Below are 26,501 nucleotides of genomic sequence, written 5' to 3'. Positions count from 1 at the left end.
CCGGTGGTTAGAGACCCGAGACGCCGGTGAGTTGGCGCAGCTGGACGACCGATGCGGGGATCTGCGATGCGAGCTCGATGGCCTTGTCGCGGTCGTCGGTGGTCAGCACGTAGAAACCGTTCGCGATCTCGGCACCCTCGATATAGGGGCCGTCGGTGAGAAGGGTCTCGCCATCGCGCAGCCGGACCGTGGTCGCCGTCGACGGGGGATGAAGCGGTCCGGCGATCTTGATATGCCCGCCCGCCTTCTCGCCGAACGCTCCGTGCTGTGCCGCCACCGCTTCCCATTCGGGGCTACCCGGCGGATACGCGCGATCGCGTGGCTCTAGAAGCAGTGCGAGCCAACTCATTGCGCCCTGCCCGCCGAACTCCTGTGAGCAGTCGACCAGTGGCCACACCTCGACCGCACCATGCTTGGCCTCCGGGATGTCTCGGGCCAGCGCCAGCGCATCGTCGAGGTTCTCGGCCTCCAGTACGTAGTAGCCGCCGGCGACCTCGGCGCCCTCGACGAACGGTCCGTCGGTGACTACGGCGGTATCGGGCCCCCGGTGATCCGGACACCGTCGGCGACGGGGAACAGGGCGTCACCCGCACGGATCGCAGATGCCGCCTTGGCGTGAAAGTTCTGATAATCGGCCATCTCCTGGGCGCCCTCTTCGGGTGTGCGATCCCGCTCGGGGCCGATCAGCAGCGCGAGGTAGTACATGGTGGAGCCCTCCGTCTGTGTCAGTGAGCGGAACTCTGCGATCCACTCTCTACTTGTCTGACGAACCGCGCATCGCCAATCAGACATCCTCGGCCATTATGTGAACACCTGCTCGGGCGGCGGCGGTGCTTCCATGAGTGCGGGAAGCACAAAGGTCCGGACATAACGGCGCACCTGATCGGGATCATCGCAGCCCGGTATGGAACTCGACAGCAGACTCATGACCACCGACAGCACGTAACGCGAGGCGTCGCCGGCGCTGAGACCCTCGCGCAGCGGCGCCAGACCGCTGCTGAACATCGACTCGTACAGCGATGCGAGCATCTGTGACAGCCCGGGTGAGCCGAAAATCAGGCTCGCGGCGGTGCTATGGGTGCCGTCCGGGTCGGCGAGCGCGCGGAGCAGGGGGTCCTGGGTGGTCTCGGTCGCGACGATGACCATGGACTCGACGACCATCTCGGACCAATCGCCGAGCGCCATCAGCCGGGGAGCCGTTTCCGCGATGTTCGTTGTTGCTCTGCGCACGATCAGGGCGTCGAGTACCTCGTCCCGATTGTTGAAGTATCGGTACACGACGCCACGGCTGTAACCGGCCTCGCTGGCGACGGCCCCCATGCTGAGTGCGGTGGCCCCAACCCGGGTCAACACACGCTCGGTCGCGTCGAGCAAGTGCGAACGCACTTCTGCGGACGTCTTACCGTCCTTGATTGGCCGCCCGCGTCCACGTCCTGCCTCGGCGGCGATGTGGTCGGTCACTGTGAGTCTCGATCCTCGAAATTGCTAGACAAATATATCGTGTTGTTCTATAAATAGTGCGAGCTCGTTTTCCGTGGCGCTTCCGGACGGGTCTCGCTGGTTTGCAGTGGTGGGATGTGCGGTTTGAGGGGTCTGCACTGATAACTATGGGGGCCGTCCTGTCGGCGCACCATGGAGGCCGGCGTACAAAGGAACTCATGGCGCGAAGCGACGGAGACAGCTGGGAAATCACCGAAAGTGTCGGCACCACCGCGTTGGGAGTGGCCAGCGCCAGAGACGCGGAAACCCGCAGCGAGAATCCGCTGATCACTGATCCGTACGCCGGGCACTTTCTCTCGGCAGCCGGTGACGGGGTGTGGAACATGTACCGCTTCGACGGGGAGCCGCCCGCAGCTCTGCTGGAGGCCGAGCCTCGATTGGTTGAACGGATTGCCGCCATGCGGTCGTATATCGCATGCCGCACCAAGTTCTTTGACGATTTCTTCGGTGCTGCGGGGGAGGCCGGGATTCGTCAGGCGGTGATTCTGGCGGCCGGACTCGATGCACGCGGATGGCGACTCGACTGGCCCACCGATGCACTGTTGTTCGAGCTGGACCTGCCCAAGGTTCTGGCCTTCAAGGCGGACACTCTGGACGCGCAGGGCGCCACCACCCGCGTCCGTTACGTCCCGGTGGCGGTGGACTTGCGCGACGACTGGCCCGCCGCGCTAGCAGCCAACGGATTCGACCCCGCCCTGCCCTCGGCGTGGATTGCCGAGGGGCTGTTGCCGTATCTGCCGCCCACAGCACAGGACCTGCTATTCGAGCGCGTTGATTCGCTCAGCGCACCGGGCAGCCGTATCGCGGTGGAGAACTTCGGAGAAGGCTTCTTCGACCCGGAAACTCTTGAGCGCCAACGGAAACGTGGGCAGGCATTTCGACGTGCCGCGGAGAAACTCCAGGACGAGGAGATTCCTAGCGTCGCCGATCTCTGGTACCTGGAGGACCGCACCGATGCCGGCGAGTTCCTCGCCAACCGCGGGTGGCAGGTGACCAGCGAGCCCACCACCGCCCTGCTGAAGCGTCACGGTCGTGGCATCCCCGCGGATCTGGAAGACGCGACCCCGCACTCCGCATTCCTGTTCGCGGACAAGGCCGGTTAGGCGAAGACGGTCAGGGCGCCGGGAACGACATCGATATCGATCGGCAGCGGCGCCACCGGTTCGCCGTCCGCATAGGCGGTGATATCCGTGGAGGTCAGCCGCACCTGCCGTGACCGGAAGGTGCTGACCTCGGGCAGGTCGACGTGGGTGCCCTTGTAGACGGTGGGGGACAGGCGCAGCAGGCGGAGCCGTCCACCGGCCGCCACCACCGTCACGTCGAGTAGCCCGTCGTCCAGAACTGCGTTGGGACAGATGCGCATTCCACCGCCATACGAGGTTCCGTTCCCGACCGCGACGAGGGTGACATCGGTCTCGATCACCTGGTCGTCCAACTCGATACGGAACGGCAGCGGCCGCAGTTTCGCGGCCTCCAGTGCCATGGCGATGTCGTAGCGGCGACGGCCCCGTGGCCAGCTCATCCGATTGGCGCGATCGTTGACCAACGAGTCGAAGCCGGAGGCCACCACGGTGGCGAACCACGTTGTGTTCCCGTTGTATTGGATGCGTCCGGCGTCGATCACTCGGATATTGCCGGTGGCAATCACGTCGGCGGCGGCAATCGGGTCTCCCAGCGGGATGTCCAGCATGCGCGCGCAGTCGTTGCCGGTGCCGATAGGGATCACGCCCAGGGCCACCGGGGTGGATGCCACCGCCTGGAGCGCGATGCTCACCAGACCGTCTCCGCCCGCGGCGACGATCCCGCGAGCGCCCGTGCGCGCGGCTTCCTGTGCCAGCGCATGCGATTCCGATACCGATGACGCGGCGTGGTGGGTCACCGTCAGCCCGCGCTTGCGCAAATGGGCGATGGCGGCCTCGGCGGCCTGTGCGGCGGTATGGCCGGCGGCCGGATTCGTCAGGACGGTAACGTGCGTCATCGGCGCTACTCGCTGACCGGAATCAGATTGCCGGGGTTGAGGATTCCCTGCGGATCGACGGTTCGCTTCACCGCTTGCAGGATCTCGATGCCGAGCTCGCCGACCTCGTCGGCAAGCCACGGTTGGTGATCGCGTCCCACGGCGTGATGGTGCGTAATGGTGGCACCGGCAGCGACGATGGCGTCACCTGCCGCCTTCTTCGCCTTGCCCCACTGGGTCAGCGGGTCCTCGGCGGCCGCGCACACGACGGTGAAGTACAACGAGGCACCCGTGCGGTAGGTGTGCGAAATATGGCACAACACCAGAGGTGGGGTGCCTTGGGCGCCAAGCGCTTCGGCCAGTGCCGTGGTGACGGCCGTGCGCAGGTTGGTGAGGTTCCGCCAGGAGGTAGCGGTCTCCAGCGTCTCCACCACCGCACCGGCGTCGATGAGGGCGTCACGCAGATACGGTGCGTCGAAGCGTCCGTGGTCCCACGCCTTGGCGGGCTCGTCGCCGAGCGCAGTGCCACCCGCGGCGGTGAGAACGGCAGACACTTCCGCCGATCGGGCCTCGACATGGCCCCGGGTGCCTTCCACGGTGGTGATCGCCAGCACCCCGGCGGCGGGGTTCTTCCCGCCAATGTCCTTGGCCAGGGCGAGGTTCAGCCCGCTTTCGGCTTCATCGGATAGCCGGAGCACAGTGGGTGCGCCGTCGGATTGGACCAGGGTGCGTAGCGCCTGGGCGCCGGCGTCGAAGGAGGGGAAGGACCAACCCTGGTACCAGGTGTCCTCGGGCAGCCGGTGCACCCGCACCGTCACCTCGGTGATGATGCCCAGCGCACCTTCCGATCCCAGGAAGAGTTGACGCAGGTCCGGTCCGGCCGCCGAGGCGGGCGCCCGGCCCAGGTTGAGATCGCCGCGTGGGGTGGCGATCCGGACCGCATCCACCATCGCGTCGAAGCGTCCGTAGCCGCTGGAGGCCTGCCCGGAGGAACGGGTTGCGGCGAACCCGCCGATGCTCGCGAACCGGAAACTCTGTGGGAAATGCCCGAGCGAAAAACCTTTGGCTGCGAGGAGTTCCTCGGCCTCGGGGCCCGTCGTTCCGGGTAGCAGCACGGCAGTTCCGGACTCTTCGTCGAGGGATACCAGGCCGGACATCCGTCGCAGGTCCACGGCGATCACCGCGGTGAATCCGCCGCGTTCCGGGTCCAGTCCGCCGACCACGCTGGTGCCGCCGCCAAACGGTACGACCGCGATAACCTGCTCGCCGCAGAGCGCGAGGAGCGTAGACACCTCGTCATGCGACGCGGGGTAGACGATGGCATCTGGCGCGTCCTGGACTCCGGTGGAGCGTCGGCGCAGTAGATCCGGGGTGCTCTTGCCGCCTGCGTGTCGGAGCCGGGCGCCGTGATCGGTACTCACGTTCTCCGTGCCGACCAGGTCGTGCAGCGCGGTCAGCTGTTCCCCGGTGAGCGAGCTGGGGGAGAGCGTGACGGCGGATTCGTCGCGGCTGACGGGATCCCGTTCGGGAATGCCCAGTGCCGACGCCAGCAGCGTCTTCACTTGAGGTGAGAGAGTCTGTCGTTTTTCGGCCACGCCCCAGGCGTCCCACTCCATCATGCGTTACAGTATTACATACAATGGCAAGTTGTAACGCAGATTTCTTTGGCTCGCGAGGAGTGGTGACATGACGGCTCCGGCTGTGCTGGCCGCGGGCACCGAGGCCTCGGCGGATCCGGTCACCGAACGCATCCTCGACGCCGCGCTGTCCTGTGTCACCGAATTCGGAGTGCGACGGACCACGCTGGTCGAGGTGGCCAAGCGTGCAGGTGTCAGCAGGCCATCGGTGTATCGGCGCTGGCCCGATGTACGCACCCTGGTCGCCGAGCTGCTGACCCGGGAGATGGGCTCGATCCTCCCCGCGGCCGGGGAGGGGCACGCGCGCGGCCGGCTGGTGCAGTCGGTGACCGGCCTGGTCACGCAGGTGCGCGAGCACTCGATATTCGCGGCGATCGTGCGATCCGATCCCGAACTCCTGCTGACCTACATCGTGCAGCGGCTGGGTACCAGCCAGCGCGCCCTGATCGGTTGGACCGCGGTGCTCATCGCCGAAGGGCAGGCAGACGGGTCGATTCGCGCCGGAGCCCCGGAGCAGATGGCGGCGATGGTGCTGCTGATCGGCCAATCAGTACTCCAGTCGGCGCGCATCGTCGCCGACCTCCTTTCGCCAGATGAGCTGTTGAACGAATTGGCTACCGCCATCGACGGATATCTCAAGCCGCAAGGAGCACCATGACAACCCAGCTCAACAGCGCGCGACGCAGCGCTGACCTCGCGGCCCTCGCGGGTGGCGCACCAGTGGATGTCCTCGTCATCGGCGGTGGGATCACCGGCGTGGGGGTGGCGCTCGACGCCGCGAGCCGCGGGCTGCGCGTCACGCTCGTCGAAAAACACGACTTAGCCTTCGGTACAAGCCGATTCAGCTCCAAGCTGGTGCACGGCGGACTGCGCTACCTCGCCTCGGGTCAGGTGGGCATCGCCAGGGAGAGCGCGGTTGAGCGTCATATCCTGATGACCCGTACCGCTCCGCATCTCATTCACCCGCTCGCGCAGGTTGTTCCATTGCATCCTTCGGTGAGCGTCTTCAGCCGAACACTGGTACGGCTCGGCTTCGTCGCGGGGGACGGGCTGCGCAAGCTCGCGCACACCCCGGTCGATGTATTGCCGCGTTCTCGTGCGATCGATGCCGGAGAGGTGATCAGGCGCGCCCCCACGGTGCGACGCAACGGACTTCGCGGCGGACTGATGGCCTTCGACGGGCAGCTCATCGACGACGCACGGCTGGTGGTGACCATCGCCCGCACGGCGGCCGGACTGGGTTCTCGCATCCTCACCCGAGTGTCGGCGGAGGATGTTACCGGCGACGGAGCGGTGCTACGTGACGAACTGACCGGCAACACCGTTGCGGTACAGGCGGGTTTGGTCATCAATGCCGCCGGGGTATGGGCAGGCCAGGTTGATCGTGAAATCAAGCTGCGCCCCAGTCGCGGTACGCACCTGGTGTTCCGTGCCGCTAGCTTTGGCGGGCTGACCGCCGCCCTCACCGTCCCGGTGCCCGGGACCATCAACCGGTTCGTGTTCGCAATGCCTGCCATCCACGATCGGGTGTACCTCGGGCTCACCGATGAACCGGCACCTGGGCCGGTGCCTGATGTGGCGGAACCCTCTGCAGCAGAAGAGCAATTCCTGCTCGATACCGTCAATACGGTGCTGCAGACGCCGCTGTCCGAAGCACACGTGGTCGGACGATTCGCGGGTCTGCGGCCGCTGCTCGACGGGGATGATTCGGCGACGGCCGACCTCTCTCGCAAGCATGCCGTCCGGGTTTCGGATTCGGGTGTCGTCAGTGTGGTGGGTGGCAAGCTCACCACCTACCGCAAGATGGCCCAGGATGCGCTCGATGCAGGGCTGGAGCGCCGGCCGTTGGCGGCCTCGGAGTGTGTGACGCAGAACCTGGCGGTCGTGGATGACTGGCCGGGTACCGCCGGCACCCCGTTGGTGCACGACGTCGACATCACCAGGGAACAGGTTGAATTCGCGCTTACCCATGAGGGCGCGCTCGACGCCGACGACATCCTCGATCGCCGCACCCGGATCGGGCTGGTGCCGGTCGACAAGGGTCTGGCAGTCGGTGTGGTCCAGAACCTCGTCGATTCCTACTTCTCGCAGGTGAACTGAACGACGTCGATCCAGCGCTCGCGGAATGCGTCGGCGCACCCGGTCAGGTACTTGATGTACCTGTCGTAAACCTCTTGGGATTGAAGAGCGATCGCTTCATCCTTATGGGCGACCAGGTTCTCCGCCCAGCAGTCCAGGGTGCGCGCATAGTGGAGTTGCAGGCGCTGGTGGCGGGTTACCTGGAAACCGGCGCGGTCAGTGTGCTCGTCGACCATCGATTCCGAAGGTAGCCGTCCGCCGGGAAAGATCTCGGTGAGCATGAAGTGCATGAAGTAGATCCTCGACATCAGCACCGGAACGCCCATGCGCCGCAACTCGTCAGGGTGATAGCTGACGATGGTGTGTAACAACATCTTCCCGTCGTCCGGCAGTGCCCGATGGGCCATCGCGAAGAAGCTGGCATACCGTTCGTGGCCGAAATGCTCGAAGGCGCCAATACTGACTATTCGGTCGACGGTGCCGTCGAATTCTTCCCACCCGGCCAACCGGACCTCGTGTATCCGCGAACTTTCAGCGGAGTCGAGGACCTTGTTGACATACGCGAATTGATTTTCGCTGAGCGTCAGGCCGATGACATTGACGTCGTAGTGTTCGAGAGCGCGTTTCATGGTGGAACCCCAGCCGCATCCCACGTCCAGCAGGGTCATTCCGGGTTCGAGGTTCAGTTTTCCGAGAGCGAGATCGATCTTGGCCTGCTGGGCCTGCTCAAGCGTCAGGTTCTCGGGCTCGAAATACGCGCAGCTGTACGTTCTGCTGGGGTCGAGAAACAGCGCGAAGAAGTCATCGGATAAGTCGTAATGTGCCTGTATATCGGAGAATTTTGGGGTCAATTTGGACATAGGGCGGCCTCCCACGACGATGGCGCGATGCCCCGAACGGCGCGCGGGTGATTGATTGAAGCTGGTACTGGCTGTTGTCCCGAGCTGAGGCTAGAACAACAGAGCAGCAGCGACAAGGGTTGCGCGGATAATTAACGCGCCGTCTGACCGCTGCGAAACCGTTTCGTACGGGAGCTAATTAGCGGCCCGCGGCCTCGGATTCCGTTGTATCGGCTGCGGGCTCCGATAGGGCGAAATTCTCGGTGAGCTTGGCAATTATCCGGTTCCACAGCAGCTCGGGCAGATCGTGACCCATCCCGTCGATCAGTGCCAGCCGTGCTCCGGGGATGGCTCGGGCAATGGCGCGCGCACCCGAAGGGCGCATCAGCTTGTCTGCCTTGCCATGCAAAACCAGCGCGGGGGAGGTGATTCGGTTGTCGAATGGCGCCAGGCTGCCAGTTCCCATGATGGCGGCGAACTGCCGGGCGAATCCCCTGGGGTAGTGGCTCCGGTCGTAGTACTCGGCCGCGTGCTTGTACGACTTCGCCTCGGGTTGGCGGTATTTCGGACTGCCGATGGTTCGGCCGACCTGCACGCTGTTGGCGATGATCTCCTCGCGGGTAGCGTCGGCAGGCGGAGCTTTCAGCAGTGCCATCAGCTGGCGTGGTCCGGGCGGCGGCAGGAATGCCTGATTGTTGCTCGACATGATGATGGTGACCGTCTCGGTCCGATCGGGATGCTCGGCGGCGAAAACCTGCGCGATCATGCCGCCCATCGAGGCGCCCACGATGTGCGCGCGCTCGATACCAAGATGGTCGAGTAGTCCCGCCGCGTCACCCGCCATGTCCACCAACGTGTAGGCAGTTCCGGTGATCTTCACTCCGGCAAGGAATTTCGCCATACTCGGAAGGAGCGAGCCGCCACCGGCACGCACGCCGTCCAGTTTGGTCGAAAGGCCGCAGTCGCGGTTGTCGAATCGGATGACCCGGTAGCCCTGATCGGCGATCTGCTGGCAGAACTCGTTGCGCCAGAACACCATCTGCGCGCCGATGCCCATGATGAGCAGAACCGCGGGATCGGTCGGATTACCGAACTCCTCGTAACACAGCTCGATATCGCCGACCTTCGCGGTGTTGGCTGTCATCTCAGATGTCTCCCTCGCGGTTGTGCTCACGGCTGATATCAACGATGAAATTACCGAAGTAACCCTTGAGCTCGGGGTCCTCCATCATCTGCCAACGTGGCGCCAGCAGTTTCATGTATCGCTCCACGTACAGGAATTGCTTACCGATGAGCACCAGCTCGCGCGGCAGCTTGACGTCATACTGGTCGGCGAGTGTGGACAGCTGCTTGCCGATGTCCGAATACGACATGTCGTCAAGCGATTTCATCGTGAGTGGAGTGGCGAAGGCCCGGATGTCTTGGGTGCCCTTATCGGCGTCGCCGGGATTACCGACGGCGCCCAGCAGCACCACGATCTTGCCTGCGGCGCGATGATCCTTTTTGACCAGTAGCGCGTGGATCAGTTCGCGCAACAGCCAACGAGTCCGCGGGTCGATAAAGCCGACGATGCCGAAGTCCAGGAATACGATCCGGCCCTCTTCATCCACCAGCAGGTTGCCTGCGTGGAGATCGCCGTGGAACAAGCCTTGGCGCAGACCGGATTCGAACACCGAGAACAACAGCGACTTCACCAGTTCGGTGCCGTCGAATCCGGCCTTGCGAATGTTCGGCGCGTCATCGATCCGAATGCCGTGCACCCGCTCCATGGTGAGCACTTTGGACGTCGTGTAGTGCCAGTGCACATCGGGCACACGGATGTTCTTACCGAGGGACGAGGTGTGCAGGTGCTCCACCCAGGTTTGCATGGCCTGGCCCTCGGCGAGGAAATCCAGTTCCTCGGAAAGGTTTCCGGAGAAATCGTCTACCACGTCGCGGGCCGAGAGCATCCGGCCGACCTTGCCGAGCTCCAGTAATGACGCTCCGCGCTTCAGGATCTGCAGGTCGGCTGCCACCCGGCGACGGATGCCCGGACGTTGGATCTTGACTACCACATCCTCGCCGGAATGCAGTGTCGCGTAATGCACCTGGGCGATTGACGCGGATGCGAACGGCTCGGGGTCGAAGGAGGCGAACAGCTTCTCGGGTTCCGAGCCGAGCTCGCCGATGATCAGCTCACGGACCTGCGTGGGATCGGCGGGCGGAACGCGGTCCAGGAGCCCGCGGAATTCGCGAGACAGAGACTCTCCGAACGCGCCCGGACTGGACGCGATGATCTGTCCGAGCTTGACGTATGTGGGACCAAGATCGGAGAACGTCTGCGGAAGCTCGGCGATCACTTTCTGTTCGAAGCTGCCCTTTTTGGTGAGCTTGCCCAGCACACGTCCTGCGGTACGGGCGACCTGCCAGCCGGTGGTGCCCAGACGTGCGGCCTCGGAGAGCAACGCCACGCGCCCTAGCGGTGCCACCTGACGTGCGCGGCCGTCACCTACGCTCCGGCCGGGCTGATGCTCTTCACGCGAGCGGCTCATCGCGCGCGTCCTTGGGCAGTCATGAAATGCAAGTGTGCCGCATCGGGCCCGCGCGGCCCTACTCAGTCCTGTACGCAGCTGTCAAAAGTTGCCAACAACTCTCTGGTCACGGGTTCCCAGACAGGTTCCGGCAGATCGTGCCCCATGCCGTCGATGAGCGCGAAACGCGAGTGGCGGATGTTCTTGGCCACCACTCGCCCGTTCTGATAGGGCACCAATGGGTCGTTGCGGCCGTGGATAACAACCGTCGGGGCGGTGATGGCGCGGGTGAACCGCAGCAGGCTGCCGGTGCCCAGGATGGCGTCGAACTGCCGCACGGTGCCGATCGGGTAGTCGCTGCGGGCCTTATGGTCAAGGATGCGCCGACGGAGCTGCTCGCGGGAGGGAAGGTTTTCGGGCCCGTTGTAGACGATGCCGTTGTTGATCTCGAATTCGAGCCATTCCGCGGCCGTAGCGTCCTTGCCCGGGGCAGTCATGGCGGTCCTGATCAACTCCCAGGATGGCAGCCGGGAGAACGGGCGCCCGGTCGCCGAGTAGATGATGCCGACCGAATGGACGCGTTCGGGGAAGGTGCCCGCGAAGACCTGCGTGATCATGCCGCCCATCGAGGCACCCGCGATATGAGCCCGCTCGATGCTCAGATGATCCATGAGGCTGCGGACGTCCCCGGCCATATCGACCAGCGTGTACGGGACCTCGCTGCCTATGCCGAACGCGTAGCGCACCACGCGGCGATAGATCGGTCCCGGCGCTCGGTGGCCGTCCAGTTTGGTCGACAGCCCGCAATCGCGGTTATCGAAGCGAATCACCCGGTAACCGCTGTCGATGAGCCGCTGGCAGAACCCGTCCGGCCACATCGGGAGCTGTGCTGCCACTCCCATCACGAGGATGACGGCGGGATTCTCAGGCTTACCCAAGTCCTCGTAAAAGAGCTCGATATCGCCATTGTGGGCGACGCCGGTCCGGGTGGGGGATGGCGCCTCAGGCTGCGAAGGCACGTCCTCCTTGCTACCACTACGACCTGAATGCGTCGAGGACCTGAGATGCGTCGAGCGTGGGGGATACACACCCAAACGGCGCAGCTTACGTGCATAGGGCACACGTTCGCCGGAGAGGGTTTTGGATTGTGCACCCGACCTGCGGTAGCCTGATGCAGCTCCACCGAAGACCGTCGGTCACCTCTTGCGAGGTTGAAGGTCCGAGATGATTCTCGGCGGCCCACGCAGGAGGACGAGGTTCGACCTTTGGATGAGAAGTCCGTAGGTTATCGCGCCCCGACCGCATCCTGCGTCGGGGCGTTTATCATTTCGGCCCCTCTCTTGTCGGCTGTCCCAGGTGGAACGACCGAAACGAGATGAGGAGGCAATACATGGCTAAGACTGAAAAGGTCTCCGCCGTTGCCGAGATCACTGAGCAGTTCAAGGGTTCGACTGCCACTGTGATCACCGAGTACCGCGGCTTGTCGGTGTCCGCTCTGGGCACCCTGCGTCGCGCTCTCGGTACTTCCGCCACCTACTCCGTGGCCAAGAACACGCTGGTTAAGCGTGCGGCTGCGGATGCCGGTGTGGAGGGTCTGGACGAATTGTTCAGCGGCCCAACGGCAATCGCGTTCATCAAGGGTGAGCCCGTGGACGCTGCGAAGGCCATCAAGACCTTCGCGAAAGATAACAAGGCTCTGATCATCAAGGGCGGCTACATGGATGGCCGCGCTCTGTCAGTTGCCGAGGTTGAGCGCATCGCCGATCTGGAATCGCGCGAGGTGCTGCTGGCCAAGCTGGCCGGCGCTATGAAGGGCAACCTGGCCAAGGCCGCCGGGCTGTTCAACGCCCCGGCGTCTCAGGTTGCACGCCTGGCCGCCGCCCTGCAGGAGAAGAGGGCCGCCGAGGAATCGGCTGCCTGACAAGCCAGTACCAACCAAACCTGTTGTAAATCAAGGAAGGAACCAACATTATGGCAAAGCTGAGCACCGAAGAGTTGATCGATGCTTTCAAGGAGCTGACGCTGCTTGAGCTGTCCGAGTTCGTCAAGACCTTCGAAGAGGTCTTCGAGGTCACCGCTGCCGCTCCGGTCGCCGTCGCCGCTGCCGGTGGCGCTGCCCCGGCCGCCGAGGCCGCCGAAGAGCAGAGCGAGTTCGACGTCATCCTGGAGAGCGCCGGTGACAAGAAGATCGGCGTCATCAAGGTTGTGCGCGAGATCGTTTCCGGCCTGGGTCTGAAGGAAGCCAAGGACCTGGTTGACGCGGCCCCCAAGCCGCTGCTGGAGAAGGTGGCCAAGGAGGCCGCCGACGACGCCAAGGCCAAGCTCGAGGCCGCTGGCGCCACCGTCTCGGTCAAGTAGTCCGCAGTACCGCGAACCGGCCCCGGGAATCTTCGGATTTCCGGGGCCGGTTTCGTTTTGATCCCTGCGGGAAGCCATCGGAATCCGGACACTCGGTTGTATGAGCGCCTATCTACTCGTCGCGTTGGCCGGTTTCGTGGTCGTCCTTATAGTGCTTCGCACTCGGCGCGGTCGCCGCACCCCGACCTCGGCCGTACCCACAGTCGGACCACGAACGAAGACGCCGACCGATGACGAATTACGCAGCCGGCTAATGGCGCGTCTCGCTTTCGATATGCGCGCCCCTATTGCAACGGCAACCCGCGCCATGACGGCCATGCATGACAAGAAGTCGTTGTCCCAGCCCGTCCTGCCGCCATCTCCCGTCCCGCTGCCGAAGGAAGGCGACGGTTATGAAATCTCCTGGGCTCCTTAGATCGACGCGGCAAGCCGGGTCGCGGCGATGGCCGCCGAGCTGCTCACCCGTTCGGGGGTATCGCCCAGTGCGATAAGCAGATCGGTGGTCATAGAGCCCAGCACCGGGCCCACCGCCACGCCATCCTCACCCCAGAAACCGGCCAGCTCGAGCATGACGAACCCATGCATGATGGTCCAGAACTTGGCGGCGGTCGCGGCGACCTTTGCGGCGTCGTCGGGGGAGCCGTCGATCCGGCCCGCGGCCATCGCGCGTTGCACACTGCGATAGAGCTGTGTGGCGCTGGCGTGCTGCGGTGTCAGGTGCACGGTGTTGAACATGTTGCGGCTGGGGGCGTTGATACCGTGCGCGCTCGTAACGCCGAACATCAGTCGGTACATGTGTGGGTAGTCGATGGCGAACTGCCGATAGGCCATGCCCGTCACCATGAAATCGGCGATGGGGTCGTCGGTCTGGGGTACGTCTGCCTGTGCGCCGGAGAACTGTCGCAGCCCCTCCTCGGCTACCTCGGCGATGAGCTCACGGATACCACCGAAGTATGTGTAGACCGCCATGGTGGAGGTGCCGGCGGCAGCGGCGATCTTGCGCGTCTGCAGTGCATCGGGGCCCTGCTCGTTCAGAAGCTGTACGGCTGCGGAGACAAGGTCGACCCGGGGATTGCGGGCGGCGTTCCGGTCGTTCTCTTGACTATTTTTCGGCACGGATGAGCTCATGGTCTTGCCATGTTCGCACAACGGGAGTAGATTCACCATAACGTCGTAATAACAGTGTTATGCCACCCAGCCCTGGAGGACAACGATGACCGCGACCGCCCAACCGACTACCGTCACGAGCCCCTACCTGACCGGAATCTGGGAACCGGTCGAGCGGGAAATGGACAGCGTCGACCTTGAGGTGACCGGGACCCTGCCCGATCATCTCGACGGCAGGTATCTGCGCAACGGTCCCAACCCGGCTTCCGAGGTCGATCCGGCCACCTATCACCTCTTCAGTGGGGACGCGATGGTGCACGGACTGTCGCTGCGCGACGGCAAGGCGCAGTGGTACCGCAATCGCTGGGTCCGCACTCCGTCGGTCAGCAAGGCGCTCGGCGAGCCGCGTCCTAGTGGCATCAGCACTCGCGCCGGTATGGGGGTTATCGGACCGAACACCAGCGTGATGGAACACGCCGGGCGCACGATCGCCCTGGTCGAGGGCGGTATCGCCAACTACGAACTCACCGAGGACCTTGACACGGTAGGCACCTGCGATTTCGACGGCACCCTTCCGGGCGGATACACCGCACATCCGCATACCGATCCCGACACCGGCGAAATGCATGCCGTCTCATACTCTTTCACGCGTGGAAGCACCATCCAGTATTCCGTGATCGGCACCGACGGCCGTGCCCGCCGGACCGTTGACATCCAAGTACACGGTGCGCCGATGATGCACGACTTCACCCTCACCGAGAAGTACGTCGTCTTCTATGATCTGCCGGTCACCCTGGACATGTCGATGATCAGCCAGTCGGTGCCGGTGCCGCGGCTGCTGCGCAAGCCCGCCCAGCTCGTCATGAATTCGATCATCGGCAAGGTCAAGATTCCTGGTCCCATCGCGGCCAAGGCCAGCCAGTTCTCGGGCAATTCCCCGTCCATCCCGTATTCCTGGAATACCAAGTACCCGGCCCGGATTGGCGTGATGCCGCGTGAGGGCGGTAGTGGTGACGTGCGCTGGTTCGAGATCGCCCCGTGCTACGTCTTCCACCCGCTCAACGGGTACTCCGAAACCCGCAACGGTTCCGAGGTGCTCGTGATCGACCTGGTGCGGTACGACTCGATGTTCTCGCAGGACGTGCTGGGTCCCAGCGACGCCAAGGGGCAGCTCGATCGCTGGACGATCGACCTCACCAAGGGTGTGGTGCACATGGAGCGCAAGGACGACCGGCACCTCGAATTCCCCCGGATCAACGAGACTCTGACAGGTAAGAAGCACCGCTACGGGTACCTGCCGGATGTCGAGAACTTCTTCAGCGCCGGGGAAGCGGCGGGAGCCAGCATCGTCAAGTACGACTACGAGACCGGAACCAGCCTTTCGAGCCGACTGGACCCCGCCGTCGTGCTGGGGGAGGTGTCGTTCGTGCCGAATCCGGCGGCGGCCACCGAAGACGACGGTGTGCTGATCGGATTCGCCGTAGACCGCCGATCCGATGAGGGGCAGCTACTGCTCCTGGATGCGGGCACTCTCGATCTGATGGCGACAGTGCATCTGCCGCAGCGGGTTCCGGCAGGGTTCCATGGCAACTGGGCTCCCCGCTGAGACCATGGACGACCCCATCCCGGATTCCTTGCGCTACACGGACGGGCGGTACGTCTTCGAGCGGATGCCCGGTCTGGACACGACAGGAGGGGCGCTGGCGGAACGCCGCCGTTTCGCCAGCGTGCTGCATGCGGTGCATCGACCGTGGTTCGCGATCCGGGTGCCTCGAGGTGTCGGCATACTCACCACCATCGGAAGAAAGTCCGGTAGTCCCCGCGTCACGTACATCAAGGCGGTGCGCGACGGGGACAGGGCATACCTGGTCGCGATCACCGGCCAGCACACCTTGTGGGTCAAGAACATTCAGGCCAACCCGGCGGTGCGGCTGCGGCTCACCGACGGAACGTACATCGGTGAGGCCCGCCAGATCGCGCCCGCCGACCCGGTGTACGAGGCGGCCCGCGAGCGATTCTGCGGTGTCGTACACCCCTTCGACTATGCCGAAAACCTGTTTCACCGCAAGGGGTTGCCATCGCGGCGGAAGATCATCGAACTGCATCGGGCCTGGTTCGAAGGTGGGACTTCGCTCGTCGTCGAACTCAACTCACGAGTGTGACGGTGTCAGGAAATCGTCACTGAAACCTTCGTGACGGCGTCACACTTATGACATGGAGATCACCGCGGCTATCAGTGCCATCCTCGGGGCATTCGGGCTTTCGGGTGCTGCCGGACTGAACGCCTGGCTGCCGTTACTTGCGGTAGGTGCCGCCGACCGATTCGGCTGGATCGAGCTCGGCCAGTCGTACGGCTGGCTGTCCTCCACCCCGGCGCTCATTGTCGTCGGGATCGTTTTCGTACTCGATCTCGTCGGCGATAAGATTCCGGCCCTGGACTCCTTCTTGCACGCGGTAGGGACATTGATTGCGCCGGCATCGGGAGCCATTCTGTTCACGGCCGAAACGAGTCTCTCGTCGAATCTGCCACCGGCGGTGGCGGCGATTCTCGGGGCCATCACCGCGGGCAGTGTGCACGCCGGTCGGACGGTTGCGCGCCCCTTCGTCACCGGAACCACTGCAGGCGTGGGCAATCCCCTGGTTTCGACCGCTGAGGACGGCACCTCGCTGGTGCTGACGATTCTGGCCTTGGCGGTGCCGATTCTCGCGTTCGTTGTGGTGCTGGTGCTTTTGGTCGGACTTGGATGGCTGACCTTCCGGGCCATCCGATGGGCGCGCGGCCGACGCCGCGCCACCGCGACAGAGCCTTAAGTCATGGGACCGGGCCAAACCCCGCGAACATCGACCCCACTTCGTACAGTGGCCTGACCAAACGTGGCCTGTCACGTGGTCAAGGGAGGGCGCATGAGTCGGGTCGGGATCGCACGCAACGTTCTCATCGCGTGCGCGGTGCTGTTGTCGGCCGAGCTCGGACGTAGCGTGCAGGACCTCGCGCTGGCGAGCCGAATGGCCGGGGATCCGCAGGCTGTGCATTGGTCTGGGTGGAGCACCGCTCTGAGCACTGTGCTGGCGGTCGCTCCACTTCTTCTCATTGCACGCCTCTCGAATTATCTGCGCCCCTCCAGCTTCCTGACGGTTGCGGCGGGGCTATCGCTGACGAGCACCCTGGGTGCGCTACTGCCGGTATCGATGGCTCCTACCGGTCTGCTGTACGCGGGCAGCGATACCGCCTTAGCGCTGGCAACGGTGGCTTCGCTCATCGTCATCGTGCAAGAGGTCAATGCCCCGCGGGGGGTGGTGATCGGTTTGTGGGCGGCGATGACTCCATGCGCTTACGGCGTCATGGTGGCCGCGGCCGATGTCGTGCCCTTCGATCTGTGGAGCCTGGTGATCTGCGGCGTGCTGGTGCTGACGCTCCTCGTCTTCCTCGCCTCGATCCTGGGGCCGTCGATCGAGCCCGTCAGCACGTTCGAGCAGTTTGATCTGCCCGGTGCGGCGCTCTGGATGATCGGGATTTCCGGGGTGATCTACTTCCTGGCCATCAGGGCGTCGTCTCCCTCGGCGATGGCCGCCGCTGGGGTGGGTTTGGTAGCCCTTGCCGGGCTCATGCTTTGGATCCGCCAGGTGCATGCGCAGGGGTTTGTCCCACGCGCCCTCATCTCACGGCGTGGGCTCGTCGTGGGTTTCGTCGGAGCCCTCGCCCTGGGAATCGTCATTGCGTTGAGCGCGATGCAATCGATGTCGGTCGATTGGATAATGGCCAATGGCGGATCGACCAATACCCCGCTACTGGCGCTGTGGATAACGGCTGCCGCGTTCGCGCCGGTCACCGGCCGACTACTGGATCGCGGAGCGGGCTGGGTGGTGCCGATATGCGGTGCGATCGAACTCATCGCCGGATTGGTGATCTTCAAGGCACTCGCGCAGCCGGCAACGGACCTCGCTCAGTCACGAGAGATGCACAGTCTGTGGACCCTGGTGCCGGGGCTGGCCCTGTTTGGCGCCGGGCTCGGCACCGTGACCGTCTGGGTCCTTTATGTGGCATTTCGGGGAGTGTCGCGGTCCATGCTTGCCACGGCCGCGGGCCTGATGGTGACGGCTCTCTACGCGGGCCGGGTTCTCGGCGGCTTCGTCGAGAAGGTGATCTCGGGCGAAGCGGAGGGCGTGGGGGAGCTGGTACGGACCTCGGCGGTACCGATCGTCATCGCAATCCTGGGATTGGGTGCGCTCACCGTGGTCCCGGTGATCACAAGACGTTGGGAGGCCCAGCGGGCGGCGCAAGACTTAGAGGATGACCTCGTGGATGAGCAGGAAACCGATCGGTACTAACCGCGTAGTGCCTGGTTATCACAGTTAGCCAGTCGATGGTCCCGTCTCGGTACAAACGCGATGCAGCTCCTGGGCATGCGCTAAAGTGATCCGAACCACAGCCTGGCCGGGTTCGTGGCGGAGTGTGCGTGTTGCGGAAGGATCGCCTGGTGGGTGCAGAAGTCTCCGTTGAGGGTTTGACGAAGTCCTTTGGTTCACAACGAATCTGGGAGAACGTCAGCCTGTCCCTGCCGCCGGGTGAGGTCAGCGTGCTGCTGGGGCCGTCCGGTACCGGTAAGTCGGTGTTCCTGAAGTCGCTGATCGGCCTGCTGCGTCCGGAGCAGGGCGCCATCTACGTCGACGGCACCAACATCATGGAGTGTTCCTCCAAGGAGCTGTACGAGATCCGCAAGCTGTTCGGCGTGATGTTCCAGGACGGCGCGCTGTTCGGCTCGATGAACCTGTACGACAACACTGCCTTCCCCTTGCGTGAGCACACCAAGAAGAAGGAATCCGAGATCCGCGACATCGTCATGCAGAAGCTTGACGTCGTGGGTCTGACCGGCCACGAGACCAAGTTCCCCGGTGAGATCTCCGGCGGTATGCGCAAGCGCGCAGGCCTGGCCCGCTCGTTGGTGCTAGACCCGCAGATCATCCTCTGCGACGAGCCGGACTCCGGTCTGGACCCGGTGCGTACCGCATACCTGAGCCAGCTGCTCATCGACATCAACGCGCAGATCGACGCCACGATCCTGATCGTGACGCACAACATCAACATCGCCCGGACAGTCCCGGACAACATGGGCATGCTGTACCGCCGCCAACTGGTCATGTTCGGCCCCCGTGAGGTGCTCCTGACCAGTGACGAGCCGGTGATCAGGCAGTTCCTCAACGGTCGCCGCATTGGGCCGATCGGTATGTCCGAGGAAAAGGACGAGGCCACCATGGCCGAGGAGCAGGCCCTCGTCGACGCTGGACACCACGACGGTGGCGTCGAGGAGATCGAGGGTGTGCCGCCGCAGATCATCGCCACTCCCGGTATGCCGGAGCGGGCGGCCGTCGGTCGCCGCCAGGCACGGGTGCGTGAGCTCATGCACTCGCTGCCGCCGAGCGCGCAGGCCGCTATCCAGGACAGCCTTGCCGGCACTCACCAGTTCCCCGTGCACACCTTCGCGGATGAGCCCGGTACCGCGGCGACCGCCACGCTGGCGCCGCCGCATGTCGAAGCGCCAACCCAGCGCATCAACACCCCGGCCGACGACGACACCCCCACGGGCCAGATCCCGCCCGTGCGGCAGTAAGGCGCACACCAGGGGTTGATATTTGCGAACGCACGTTATCGAATGGGGTCCAGCCCTGTTGACGTGCGTGAAAGCGGTGCCGACTATGACAGTCGAAACGAAGTCCACGTATTGCCGTATTTGTGAACCCCTCTGCGGCATGGTCGCCACAGTCGAGGACGGCAAGCTGCTCTCGTTGCGCCCCGACAAAGAGAATCCACTGTCCTCGGGCTTCGCGTGCCAAAAGGGCATTGCCTTTGCCGAGGTCCATAACGACCCCGATCGGGTCACCACCCCGCTGCGACGCACCGCCTCCGGCGAGTTCGAGCCGGTGGATTGGGAAACCGCGATGGCCGATATCGCGGCACGGGTACGTGCGATCCACCGCGCCCACGGATCGGGTGGGCTGGCCTGGTACTTCGGAAATCCGGGCGCGTTCAGCTACTCGCACGTGATGTGGCTTCAGCTGGTGACCAACGGCATTGGTCGCCGATTCCACCTGTTCACGGCGGGATCACAGGACATCAACAATCAGCTCGTCGCCAGCCAGCTTCTCTACGGATCGCCAGTGGTGTTCCCCATCCCAGATATTCCGCGCACCGACTTACTGGTGGTGATCGGTGCGAATCCTGTTGTGTCACATGGTAGTGCGTTATCGATGCCGCGGATCAAGGACGGGATGCGGGAGGTGGTCAAGCGCGGGGGAAGGGTTCTCGTCATCGATCCGCGCCGGACCGAGACGGCATCGGAGTTCGAATGGTTGGGCATCACGCCCGACGGTGACGCCTTCCTGCTGCTGTCCCTCATTCAGGTGATATTCGCTGAGGGCTTGGTGGATCGTGATCGAATCATCAAGCAGGCCAATGGAATAGATTGGCTCGAAGCGATCGCCGGGGACTTCACTCCTGAGTCCACCGAGGCGCACACCGGCATCGATCCGGAAACCGTGCGACAGCTGGCGCGCGATCTGGCCACCACTCGTCGTGCTGCGGTGTACGGACGCGTCGGCATCTGCCTCGGCGAGAACGGGACGCTGACGAGCTACCTGCTCAACGTCGTGAACCTGGTGGCCGGAAACGCCGACAGCCCCGGTGGGCAGGTATTCGGTTCGTTCGGTTTCCCGGGGGAGCGGTATGCGATGAAGGTGGCCGGTGCGGCACTCGGCGCGATCTACCGACGTCGGCGGTCCCGGATTGGCGGTTTCCCCTCCGTGCTCGGCTCCGAACCCGCAGCGCTAATGGCCAAGGAGATGACCACACCGGGCAATGGGCAGGTACACGGGCTGTTCGTGAGTGCGGGCAATCCGGTGCTCTCGGTACCCAACGGAGACGAGCTGGAAGCGGCGCTGAAGCAGCTCGACCTCATGGTCTCGATCGATCTCTATGTCAACGAGACCAATGCCCACGCCGACTACATCCTGCCGGCGACGACGATGTACGAGCGTGAGGATTTCCCGATTCCGTTCACATCGATGCAGCCCACACCGTTCCGTCAGGCCAGCGAGGCTGTGGTGCCGCCGGCGGGGCTCGCTCGACAGGAATGGGAGATCATCGACGATCTGATGGCGCGGTTGTGGCGCATGACCCCGGTGCTCGGAGCTGTTCATGGCCTGCGCACGCTGCTGACGTTGTTCGGTGCGCGGCTCAACCCGCGGCCGTTGATCGACCTGATCGTCCGGTTCGGTGAGGGCGGCGACTGGTTCGGATTGCGTCGAAGTGGGGTCAGCTTCCGGAAGCTGGTCGAGCAGCACCCGCACGGCAAGGTGGTGGCACCCATGGTGCGGGCGGGTGGCCTGCGTCGAGCGGTGGTCTATCGCAGTAGTCGAATACGATTGCAACACAAGGAGATAGCGAAAGAGATTGTGTCCCTTGCCGAGCGACGCAACGATCCGGAATTCCCTATGCGGTTGATCGGGATGCGGGAGATGCGCTCGGAGAATTCATGGATGCATAATTCGCCGACGCTCATGCGCGGTGCGCGGGTGCAACGTGCCCAGCTGCACGTCGACGACGCCGATCGGTTGGGAATTGCCACGGACGACCGGATCCGAATCCAATCGCCGCATGGGGAGATCGAATTGCCCGCAGCGACGACCAAGGACATCGTTCCCGGTGTTATCGCGGTGCCGCACGGGTGGGGTCACAACCGTGGGGGTGCGTGGCAGACCGCGAACGCGAACCCAGGCGCCAACGTGAATCTGCTGACGTCAAGCGAGCCCGAGGACCTGGAGGCGCTGGCAGGGATGGCGCGCCTCAACGGGGTGCCCGTCAGGGTGGAGCGCGTATGACGGGCGCACAGGACCATGCCCCTGCGGGTACCGCCCTGGAGCAGATCGAGGGTCTGCTCACTGTCCCGGTGCGGACGTCGGGCGAAGGCTATCTCGACATCATGGGTCCACAGAATGTCCGTCTACACCTGGGTCAGCACACGATGCAGAACTCAGTCTTCAGCTGGGTGTACGACAGGTTCTGGCGGTCATTCGCCTTCGCGGTTCTGACCGCGCAGTCGGGGACCAGGGAGACCGAACGGGCGCTGCACCTGCTGGCGATCGAGCCCGGCGACCGGGTGCTCGATGTCGCGTGTGGCCCCGGGAACACCGCGCGACGGGCGGTGCGGGCTGTTGGTGCGGACGGATTGGTAGTCGGGCTGGATGCGGCCGCCAACATGCTCGCCGAGGCGGTTGCGAATCCCACCCACCAGGGGCAGGCGGGTCAGCTCGGATTCCTCCGTGCCGACGGCGTGCGGCTGCCGTTTCCCGACGACACCTTCGACGCGGTGTCCTGTTATGGAGCGCTGTACTTCATGGAGGATCCGGACACGGTGGTCGGCGAGATGATTCGTGTTCTGAAACCGGGTGGCCGGATCGCGATTCTCACCTCGTGCCTGCGTGGCCCCAGGTTCACCCATTCCAGTCAGCGTCTGTTCGCGCGGCCGATGTCATTCCGCATGTTCGATCGTGCTCACTTCCCCCGGGTGCTCATCCGACATGGGTTAACCGACCAGCGGCAGTACGTCTCCGGGCTCAGTCAGACGCTTGGGGCCGTCAAGCCCGGCTGACACGGCAGTCTGCGTATATGTAAGGGCAAAAAAGAAACGCCGAAAATACTGCCGCTATCTCTTGACGGGCGGCGTGCGACGCGTCACTCTGTTTGGCAGCACGGACTTATGCGGAACGCAGCCAGGTGGGCATCGAGGCGCCAGCCAGCGCTGATCCGCATAATTGACCGGGCAGTTGAAGGCTGCGCGATAGTACGCTATTGTTAGACGTTGCGCTGGCTGCCTCCTGCCCACCTTCCCCCGCCACGACGGCGTTGGTTCATGTTGTGACCGATCGGGTGTGTGTGTTTGGTCGTCTGCTGGCGCAAAAAATCGCAGATGCGCGGCAACACTGGAGGACCGATCTTGGCAGTCTCTCGCCAGACTAAGACCGATAACGCAACTACTAACTCCGTTCCTGGGGCACCTAGCCGACTTTCCTTCGCCAAGCTGCGCGAACCTCTTGAGGTTCCCGGCCTGCTCGATGTACAGACGGATTCCTTTGAATGGTTGGTTGGCGCGCCGCGTTGGCGTGAGGTTGCGACTGCCCGTGGTGAGGTGAACCCGACCGGCGGCCTTGAGGAGATCCTCACGGAACTCTCGCCGATCGAGGACTTCTCCGGCTCGATGTCGCTGTCCTTCAGCGACCCGCGCTTCGACGAGGTCAAGGCACCCGTCGACGAGTGTAAAGACAAGGACATGACGTACGCGGCCCCGCTGTTCGTCACGGCGGAGTTCATCAACAACAACACCGGCGAGATCAAGAGCCAGACGGTCTTCATGGGTGACTTCCCGATGATGACCGACATGGGCACCTTCATCATCAACGGCACCGAGCGTGTTGTCGTCTCGCAGCTCGTCCGTTCGCCGGGCGTCTACTTCGACGAGAACATCGACAAGTCGACCGAGAAGACCCTGCACAGCGTCAAGGTCATCCCGGGTCGCGGCGCGTGGCTCGAGTTCGACGTTGACAAGCGCGACACCGTCGGCGTCCGCATCGACCGCAAGCGCCGCCAGCCCGTCACCGTGCTGCTGAAGGCACTCGGCTGGACCAACGAGCAGATCGTCGAGCGCTTCGGGTTCTCCGAGATCATGATGGGGACCCTGGAGAAGGACAACATCGCCGGCCCCGACGAGGCGCTGCTGGACATCTACCGCAAGCTGCGCCCGGGCGAGCCGCCGACCAAGGAGTCCGCGCAGGCCCTGCTGGAGAACCTGTTCTTCAAGGAGAAGCGTTACGACCTCGCGCGCGTGGGTCGCTACAAGGTCAACAAGAAGCTGGGCCTTGGCGGTGCCAACCCGGCTCTGGTGACCACGACCACCCTCAACGAGGAAGACGTCGTCGCCACCATCGAGTACCTGGTGCGCCTGCACGAGGGCCAGACCGCGATGACCGCCCCCGGCGGTCTCGAGGTTCCCGTCGAGGTCGATGACATCGACCACTTCGGCAACCGTCGTCTGCGTACCGTCGGCGAGCTGATCCAGAACCAGATCCGCGTCGGTCTGTCGCGCATGGAACGTGTTGTGCGTGAGCGCATGACCACCCAGGACGTCGAGGCGATCACCCCGCAGACCCTGATCAACATCCGGCCTGTCGTGGCGGCGATCAAGGAATTCTTCGGGACCAGCCAGCTGTCGCAGTTCATGGACCAGAACAACCCGCTGTCGGGCCTCACCCACAAGCGCCGCCTGTCGGCGCTGGGCCCCGGTGGTCTGACCCGTGACCGTGCCGGCCTGGACGTCCGTGACGTGCACCCCTCGCACTACGGCCGCATGTGCCCGATCGAGACGCCGGAAGGCCCGAACATCGGCCTTATCGGATCGCTGTCGGTGTACGCGCGGGTCAACCCGTTCGGCTTCATCGAGACCCCGTACCGCAAGGTTTCCGAGGGTGTCGTCACCGATGAGATCCGCTACTTGACCGCCGACGAAGAGGACCGCCACGTCGTGGCGCAGGCCAATTCGCCGACCGACGACACGGGCCGGTTCACCGAGGACCGTGTGCTGGTGCGCCGCAAGGGTGGCGAGGTCGAGTTCGTGCCGTCGACTGATGTCGATTACATGGACGTCTCGCCGCGCCAGATGGTGTCCGTCGCGACCGCGATGATTCCGTTCCTCGAGCACGACGATGCCAACCGTGCCCTGATGGGTGCCAACATGCAGCGCCAGGCGGTTCCGCTGGTCCGCAGCGAGGCCCCGCTGGTCGGTACCGGTATGGAGCTGCGTGCCGCCATCGACGCCGGTGACGTTGTCATCGCGGAGAAGGCCGGTGTCATCGAAGAGGTGTCCGCCGACTACATCACCGTGATGGCCGACGACGGCAGCCGCCAGAGCTACCGGCTGCGCAAGTTCGCGCGGTCCAACCACGGCACCTGTGCCAACCAGCGCCCGATCGTGGACGAAAGTCAGCGTGTCGAGGTCGGCCAGGTTCTCGCCGACGGTCCTTGCACCGAAAACGGCGAGATGGCCCTCGGTAAGAACCTGCTCGTGGCGATCATGCCGTGGGAAGGCCACAACTACGAGGACGCCATCATCCTGTCCAACCGCCTGGTGGAAGAGGATGTGCTCACTTCGATTCACATCGAAGAGCACGAGATCGATGCTCGCGACACCAAGCTGGGCGCCGAGGAGATCACCCGGGATATCCCGAACGTCTCCGATGAGGTGCTGGCCGATCTCGACGAGCGCGGCATCATCCGCATCGGTGCCGAGGTCCGCGATGGCGACATCCTCGTCGGCAAGGTCACCCCGAAGGGTGAGACTGAGCTGACCCCTGAGGAGCGTCTGCTGCGTGCCATCTTCGGTGAGAAGGCCCGCGAGGTCCGCGACACCTCCCTGAAGGTGCCGCACGGTGAGTCCGGCAAGGTCATCGGCATCCGCGTCTTCTCGCGTGATGACGATGACGATCTGCCTGCCGGTGTCAACGAACTGGTCCGGGTCTATGTCGCGCAGAAGCGCAAGATCTCCGACGGTGACAAGCTGGCCGGACGCCACGGCAACAAGGGCGTCATCGGCAAGATCTTGCCCGCGGAGGACATGCCGTTCCTGCCTGATGGGACCCCGGTCGACGTCATCCTGAACACACACGGTGTGCCGCGTCGTATGAACATCGGCCAGATCCTGGAGACCCACCTGGGGTGGGTAGCCAAGACCGGCTGGGATGTTCAGAAGGGCGGCTCTGCCGGAATTCCCGAGTGGGCGTCGAAGCTGCCGGCGGACATGTTGTCGGCCCCGGCTGATACCCGCACGGCCACCCCGGTGTTCGACGGTGCCCGCGAGGAGGAGCTGACCGGACTGCTGTCCTCGACGCTGCCCAACCGGGATGGCGAGGTCATGGTGGACGGTGACGGTAAGGCGCGGCTGTTCGACGGCCGTAGCGGCGAGCCGTTCCCGTATCCGATAACCGTCGGCTACATGTACATCCTGAAGCTGCACCACTTGGTCGACGACAAGATCCACGCACGCTCGACCGGCCCGTACTCGATGATCACCCAGCAGCCGCTTGGTGGTAAGGCGCAGTTCGGTGGCCAGCGGTTCGGCGAGATGGAGTGCTGGGCCATGCAGGCCTACGGCGCCGCGTACACACTGCAGGAGCTATTGACCATCAAGTCCGACGACACCGTCGGCCGGGTCAAGGTGTACGAGGCAATCGTCAAGGGCGAGAACATCCCCGAACCGGGTATCCCGGAGTCGTTCAAGGTTCTGCTCAAGGAACTCCAGTCGCTGTGCCTCAACGTGGAGGTGCTGTCCAAGGACGGTGCCGCCATCGAGATGCGCGATGGCGACGACGAGGACCTGGAGCGGGCAGCCGCGAACCTGGGAATCAACCTGTCCCGCAACGAATCTGCGTCCATTGAGGACTTCGCCTAATCCGATTTCTATCCCGCAAG

At 64.1% G+C, this 26,501-nt stretch carries 22 protein-coding genes and 1 pseudogene; 14 read left to right on the top strand and 9 right to left on the bottom strand.

The features are described from left to right. Positions 1 to 7 precede the first annotated feature (7 nt). Together MLB1_RS05970 and MLB1_RS05965 are read right to left on the bottom strand one after the other, a co-directional pair. Positions 8 to 705: pseudogene (locus tag MLB1_RS05970) on the bottom strand (YciI family protein). Positions 706 to 801: 96 nt separating this feature from the next. Further along, complete coding sequence (locus MLB1_RS05965; protein ID WP_180748739.1) at positions 802 to 1,461, bottom strand: TetR/AcrR family transcriptional regulator; 660 nt, start codon at positions 1,459 to 1,461, stop codon at positions 802 to 804. A 197-nt stretch (positions 1,462 to 1,658) separates the two neighbouring features. Between MLB1_RS05965 and MLB1_RS05960 the strand changes: the two genes are divergently transcribed. Beyond that, a complete protein-coding gene (locus tag MLB1_RS05960) occupies positions 1,659 to 2,603 on the top strand; it encodes a class I SAM-dependent methyltransferase (protein ID WP_180748738.1) in 945 nt (314 codons plus the stop codon). Here MLB1_RS05960 and MLB1_RS05955 read toward each other — a convergent pair. Together MLB1_RS05955 and MLB1_RS05950 are read right to left on the bottom strand one after the other, a co-directional pair. Further along, complete coding sequence (locus MLB1_RS05955) at positions 2,600 to 3,478, bottom strand: diacylglycerol kinase (RefSeq protein WP_180748737.1); 879 nt, start codon at positions 3,476 to 3,478, stop codon at positions 2,600 to 2,602. The genes MLB1_RS05960 and MLB1_RS05955 overlap by 4 nt on opposite strands. 5 nt (positions 3,479 to 3,483) lie before the next feature. Next, entirely contained in the window at positions 3,484 to 5,076 is a 1,593-nt protein-coding gene (locus MLB1_RS05950; protein ID WP_180748736.1) for an FAD-binding oxidoreductase, read from the bottom strand. A 67-nt stretch (positions 5,077 to 5,143) separates the two neighbouring features. On the opposite strand from MLB1_RS05950, the gene MLB1_RS05945 reads away from it, so the two are divergent. Together MLB1_RS05945 and MLB1_RS05940 are read left to right on the top strand one after the other, a co-directional pair. Further along, positions 5,144 to 5,752: a TetR/AcrR family transcriptional regulator gene (locus MLB1_RS05945; RefSeq protein WP_180748735.1), complete on the top strand. Its 609-nt coding sequence runs from the start codon at positions 5,144 to 5,146 to the stop codon at positions 5,750 to 5,752. Beyond that, the gene (locus MLB1_RS05940) at positions 5,749 to 7,194 is read left to right on the top strand and encodes a glycerol-3-phosphate dehydrogenase/oxidase (RefSeq protein WP_180748734.1); all 1,446 of its coding nucleotides are present in this window, start codon (positions 5,749 to 5,751) and stop codon (positions 7,192 to 7,194) included. Before MLB1_RS05945 ends, MLB1_RS05940 begins: the two co-directional genes overlap by 4 nt. Here the strand turns inward: MLB1_RS05940 and MLB1_RS05935 are convergent. The 4 genes from MLB1_RS05935 to MLB1_RS05920 form a co-directional block, all read right to left on the bottom strand. Beyond that, the gene (locus tag MLB1_RS05935; RefSeq protein WP_180748733.1) at positions 7,173 to 8,033 is read right to left on the bottom strand and encodes a cyclopropane mycolic acid synthase family methyltransferase; all 861 of its coding nucleotides are present in this window, start codon (positions 8,031 to 8,033) and stop codon (positions 7,173 to 7,175) included. The two genes, MLB1_RS05940 and MLB1_RS05935, sit on opposite strands and share 22 nt — an antisense overlap. Before the next feature lie 178 nt (positions 8,034 to 8,211). Then, on the bottom strand, positions 8,212 to 9,156 hold the full coding sequence (locus MLB1_RS05930) for an alpha/beta fold hydrolase (protein WP_180748732.1): 945 nt from the start codon (positions 9,154 to 9,156) through the stop codon (positions 8,212 to 8,214). A 1-nt stretch (position 9,157) separates the two neighbouring features. Then, entirely contained in the window at positions 9,158 to 10,543 is a 1,386-nt protein-coding gene (locus tag MLB1_RS05925; RefSeq protein ID WP_255485598.1) for an AarF/ABC1/UbiB kinase family protein, read from the bottom strand. A 62-nt stretch (positions 10,544 to 10,605) separates the two neighbouring features. Next, on the bottom strand, positions 10,606 to 11,541 hold the full coding sequence (locus tag MLB1_RS05920; RefSeq protein WP_180748731.1) for an alpha/beta fold hydrolase: 936 nt from the start codon (positions 11,539 to 11,541) through the stop codon (positions 10,606 to 10,608). A 371-nt stretch (positions 11,542 to 11,912) separates the two neighbouring features. Here MLB1_RS05920 and rplJ point away from each other — a divergent pair, with 371 nt between their 5' ends. The 3 genes from rplJ (at position 11,913) to MLB1_RS05905 (ending at position 13,295) form a co-directional block, all read left to right on the top strand. After that, positions 11,913 to 12,443 (top strand): 50S ribosomal protein L10, encoded by a 531-nt coding sequence (rplJ, locus tag MLB1_RS05915; RefSeq protein WP_180748730.1) that lies wholly within the window; start codon positions 11,913 to 11,915, stop codon positions 12,441 to 12,443. A 50-nt stretch (positions 12,444 to 12,493) separates the two neighbouring features. Next, positions 12,494 to 12,880: a 50S ribosomal protein L7/L12 gene (rplL, locus tag MLB1_RS05910; RefSeq protein WP_180748729.1), complete on the top strand. Its 387-nt coding sequence runs from the start codon at positions 12,494 to 12,496 to the stop codon at positions 12,878 to 12,880. A gap of 100 nt (positions 12,881 to 12,980) precedes the next feature. Continuing rightward, entirely contained in the window at positions 12,981 to 13,295 is a 315-nt protein-coding gene (locus MLB1_RS05905) for a hypothetical protein (protein ID WP_180748728.1), read from the top strand. Here the strand turns inward: MLB1_RS05905 and MLB1_RS05900 are convergent. After that, positions 13,292 to 14,047, bottom strand: coding sequence for a TetR/AcrR family transcriptional regulator (locus MLB1_RS05900; protein ID WP_180748727.1), 756 nt, complete (start codon positions 14,045 to 14,047; stop codon positions 13,292 to 13,294). The two genes, MLB1_RS05905 and MLB1_RS05900, sit on opposite strands and share 4 nt — an antisense overlap. Before the next feature lie 46 nt (positions 14,048 to 14,093). On the opposite strand from MLB1_RS05900, the gene MLB1_RS05895 reads away from it, so the two are divergent. The 8 genes from MLB1_RS05895 (at position 14,094) to MLB1_RS05860 (ending at position 26,481) form a co-directional block, all read left to right on the top strand. Continuing rightward, on the top strand, positions 14,094 to 15,593 hold the full coding sequence (locus tag MLB1_RS05895) for a carotenoid oxygenase family protein (protein ID WP_180748726.1): 1,500 nt from the start codon (positions 14,094 to 14,096) through the stop codon (positions 15,591 to 15,593). Further along, the gene (locus MLB1_RS05890; RefSeq protein WP_219602570.1) at positions 15,571 to 16,149 is read left to right on the top strand and encodes a nitroreductase family deazaflavin-dependent oxidoreductase; all 579 of its coding nucleotides are present in this window, start codon (positions 15,571 to 15,573) and stop codon (positions 16,147 to 16,149) included. The genes MLB1_RS05895 and MLB1_RS05890 overlap by 23 nt, the downstream gene beginning before the upstream one ends. Positions 16,150 to 16,201: 52 nt before the next feature. Beyond that, positions 16,202 to 16,798, top strand: a complete 597-nt coding sequence (locus tag MLB1_RS05885; RefSeq protein WP_180748725.1) for a DUF4126 domain-containing protein — start codon at positions 16,202 to 16,204, stop codon at positions 16,796 to 16,798. Positions 16,799 to 16,891: 93 nt separating this feature from the next. Beyond that, the gene (locus tag MLB1_RS05880) at positions 16,892 to 18,316 is read left to right on the top strand and encodes a hypothetical protein (RefSeq protein WP_180748724.1); all 1,425 of its coding nucleotides are present in this window, start codon (positions 16,892 to 16,894) and stop codon (positions 18,314 to 18,316) included. A gap of 149 nt (positions 18,317 to 18,465) precedes the next feature. Next, positions 18,466 to 19,596, top strand: a complete 1,131-nt coding sequence (locus MLB1_RS05875) for an ATP-binding cassette domain-containing protein (RefSeq protein ID WP_180748723.1) — start codon at positions 18,466 to 18,468, stop codon at positions 19,594 to 19,596. An 85-nt stretch (positions 19,597 to 19,681) separates the two neighbouring features. Further along, the gene (locus MLB1_RS05870) at positions 19,682 to 21,862 is read left to right on the top strand and encodes a molybdopterin-dependent oxidoreductase (RefSeq protein ID WP_180748722.1); all 2,181 of its coding nucleotides are present in this window, start codon (positions 19,682 to 19,684) and stop codon (positions 21,860 to 21,862) included. Then, complete coding sequence (locus MLB1_RS05865) at positions 21,859 to 22,632, top strand: class I SAM-dependent methyltransferase (protein WP_180748721.1); 774 nt, start codon at positions 21,859 to 21,861, stop codon at positions 22,630 to 22,632. Before MLB1_RS05870 ends, MLB1_RS05865 begins: the two co-directional genes overlap by 4 nt. 318 nt (positions 22,633 to 22,950) lie before the next feature. Next, complete coding sequence (locus tag MLB1_RS05860; RefSeq protein ID WP_180748720.1) at positions 22,951 to 26,481, top strand: DNA-directed RNA polymerase subunit beta; 3,531 nt, start codon at positions 22,951 to 22,953, stop codon at positions 26,479 to 26,481. Positions 26,482 to 26,501 lie beyond the last annotated feature (20 nt).

This window comes from Mycobacteroides sp. LB1, assembly GCF_013449725.1.
In the GTDB taxonomy this organism is placed as follows: domain Bacteria; phylum Actinomycetota; class Actinomycetes; order Mycobacteriales; family Mycobacteriaceae; genus Mycobacterium.
Note: the sequence above shows the minus strand (reverse complement) of the source record. Positions and strands in the feature narration are given on the sequence as shown.

What these genes read in the sequence shown, in the direction of transcription:
- MLB1_RS05960 (WP_180748738.1), top strand. Translation starts at nt 1,659, where the DNA reads ATGGCGCGAAGCGACGGAGACAGCTGGGAAATCACCGAAAGTGTCGGC.
- MLB1_RS05955 (WP_180748737.1), bottom strand. Translation starts at nt 3,478, where the DNA reads ATGACGCACGTTACCGTCCTGACGAATCCGGCCGCCGGCCATACCGCC.
- MLB1_RS05950 (WP_180748736.1), bottom strand. Translation starts at nt 5,076, where the DNA reads ATGATGGAGTGGGACGCCTGGGGCGTGGCCGAAAAACGACAGACTCTC.
- MLB1_RS05945 (WP_180748735.1), top strand. Translation starts at nt 5,144, where the DNA reads ATGACGGCTCCGGCTGTGCTGGCCGCGGGCACCGAGGCCTCGGCGGAT.
- MLB1_RS05940 (WP_180748734.1), top strand. Translation starts at nt 5,749, where the DNA reads ATGACAACCCAGCTCAACAGCGCGCGACGCAGCGCTGACCTCGCGGCC.
- MLB1_RS05935 (WP_180748733.1), bottom strand. Translation starts at nt 8,033, where the DNA reads ATGTCCAAATTGACCCCAAAATTCTCCGATATACAGGCACATTACGAC.
- MLB1_RS05930 (WP_180748732.1), bottom strand. Translation starts at nt 9,156, where the DNA reads ATGACAGCCAACACCGCGAAGGTCGGCGATATCGAGCTGTGTTACGAG.
- MLB1_RS05925 (WP_255485598.1), bottom strand. Translation starts at nt 10,543, where the DNA reads ATGAGCCGCTCGCGTGAAGAGCATCAGCCCGGCCGGAGCGTAGGTGAC.
- rplJ (WP_180748730.1), top strand. Translation starts at nt 11,913, where the DNA reads ATGGCTAAGACTGAAAAGGTCTCCGCCGTTGCCGAGATCACTGAGCAG.
- rplL (WP_180748729.1), top strand. Translation starts at nt 12,494, where the DNA reads ATGGCAAAGCTGAGCACCGAAGAGTTGATCGATGCTTTCAAGGAGCTG.
- MLB1_RS05905 (WP_180748728.1), top strand. Translation starts at nt 12,981, where the DNA reads ATGAGCGCCTATCTACTCGTCGCGTTGGCCGGTTTCGTGGTCGTCCTT.
- MLB1_RS05900 (WP_180748727.1), bottom strand. Translation starts at nt 14,047, where the DNA reads ATGGTGAATCTACTCCCGTTGTGCGAACATGGCAAGACCATGAGCTCA.
- MLB1_RS05895 (WP_180748726.1), top strand. Translation starts at nt 14,094, where the DNA reads ATGACCGCGACCGCCCAACCGACTACCGTCACGAGCCCCTACCTGACC.
- MLB1_RS05890 (WP_219602570.1), top strand. Translation starts at nt 15,571, where the DNA reads ATGGCAACTGGGCTCCCCGCTGAGACCATGGACGACCCCATCCCGGAT.
- MLB1_RS05885 (WP_180748725.1), top strand. Translation starts at nt 16,202, where the DNA reads ATGGAGATCACCGCGGCTATCAGTGCCATCCTCGGGGCATTCGGGCTT.
- MLB1_RS05880 (WP_180748724.1), top strand. Translation starts at nt 16,892, where the DNA reads ATGAGTCGGGTCGGGATCGCACGCAACGTTCTCATCGCGTGCGCGGTG.
- MLB1_RS05870 (WP_180748722.1), top strand. Translation starts at nt 19,682, where the DNA reads ATGACAGTCGAAACGAAGTCCACGTATTGCCGTATTTGTGAACCCCTC.
- MLB1_RS05865 (WP_180748721.1), top strand. Translation starts at nt 21,859, where the DNA reads ATGACGGGCGCACAGGACCATGCCCCTGCGGGTACCGCCCTGGAGCAG.
- MLB1_RS05860 (WP_180748720.1), top strand. Translation starts at nt 22,951, where the DNA reads ATGCGCGGCAACACTGGAGGACCGATCTTGGCAGTCTCTCGCCAGACT.